We start from the raw sequence: 1,551 nt of genomic DNA on the forward strand, positions 1-1,551 counted from the left end.
ACTTGTCACTTCATTGCCATCATTATCCAAAAGCGTGTAGCTATTATCTTTGATCGTAATAGCTTTATCTTCACCATTCACTTGAACAGTTGTTCCTGCGAAGGTTGGTGTGCCTGTTTGAGTTGCACCTTGGATATCTTTTGAAGTAGCTGGTTGAGCTGTTGGAACAGCAGCTACAACAGTTGGTGTATAAGTTGCATCCGAAGTAATTGTCGCTGTTTTACCAGCTGCGTTTGTAATAGTTGCTGTTGCTTGAACTGTGATACCTGTTGCAATTCCAACAAAGTCTTTTTCAGGAGTAAATGTTACCGCTCCTGTAGTAGGATCAATTGTATATGTTCCTTCGCCTGCTACGGTCATAGTTGTCGCATCAGTCGGTTGACCTGTCGTTGGATCCACTAATTTCTTGCTTGTGATTTGAGCAGTATTGTCGCTACTCAAGTCGAAAGTTGGTGTTTGTGTTTGCGGAACATTTTGAACATCTTCAGAAATCTTATTTGTAGGAGTAACTGTAATCGGTGTTACGGTTGGTGTGTAAGTCGCTGAAGCTTCTGTTCCGTTCATGTCTTCACGAACGACTGTAACCGCTGGTGCTGTTCCTGTAAAACTTGGTTCTGGAACAAAGGTTACTGTTCCATCTGCTGCTACTGTGAACTTACCAACACCTTCTACTGTCTTAGTCGTTGAACCATCGTCAAATGTTGCTGGAACAGCATCATTCATTGGCACACGGCTATTACCCTCAGTAAATACCGGCTTACCTGTTTGAGTGGCACCTTGAACATCTGTTGATTCAGCTGGTGCTGCAGTTGGTTTAACCGGTGTTACTGTTGGTGTGTAGGTTGCAGATGCTTTGGTTTCGTTCTTATCTTCACGAACAACCGTCACTGCTGGTGCAGTTCCAACGAATAATTTTTCTGGTACAAATGTAACAGTACCGTCTGCTGCTACTGTGTATGTACCAACACCATCTACTGTCTTAGTTGTTGATCCATCGTCAAATGTTGCCGGAACAGCATTGTTCATTGGCACACGGCTATTACCTTCAGTAAATACCGGCTTACCTGTTTGAGTGGAACCTTGGATATCAGTAGATGTCGCATCTTCAGATGTTGGAACGACTGGAGTAATCTTCGGTGTATATGTTGTTTCTACTGTTGTTCCATTTGTGTCAGCTGCTTGAACCTTAACTGGAACAACATCACCTGAATAAGATTTATCAGTTGGTGTAAAAGTCACAACACCTGTTTTCTTATCAACTGTGAAAGTACCAACAACCTTGCCTTCTGGTGATTTAGCATCTACTGATGTAGCTGGTTGACCATTCTCGTCAAGAAGAGTAACAACATCCTTGTCGATTGGTACAACTGGATCACCTTCTGTGAAAGTAACTGTTCCAGCTTGAACCACACCTTGAGGTCCAGTTGATTCGGCCGGAATTGCTGTCGGTGTTACAGGAGTCACAGTTGGAGTGTACTTAGCTGTGATTTCAGTTCCGTTCTTATCCACACGTTTCACAGTTACGCCTGTTCCTGTTCCAGTAAATGATTT

The 1,551-nt window shown here is 43.0% G+C and carries 1 pseudogene; it reads right to left on the bottom strand.

The window, feature by feature from the left end:
- Nucleotides 1–1,551 (bottom strand): annotated as a pseudogene (locus HMPREF2619_RS07180) (CshA family fibrillar surface protein C); the annotation flags it as partial.

This window comes from Streptococcus sp. HMSC074B11 (assembly GCF_001808705.1).
Classification (GTDB): domain Bacteria; phylum Bacillota; class Bacilli; order Lactobacillales; family Streptococcaceae; genus Streptococcus.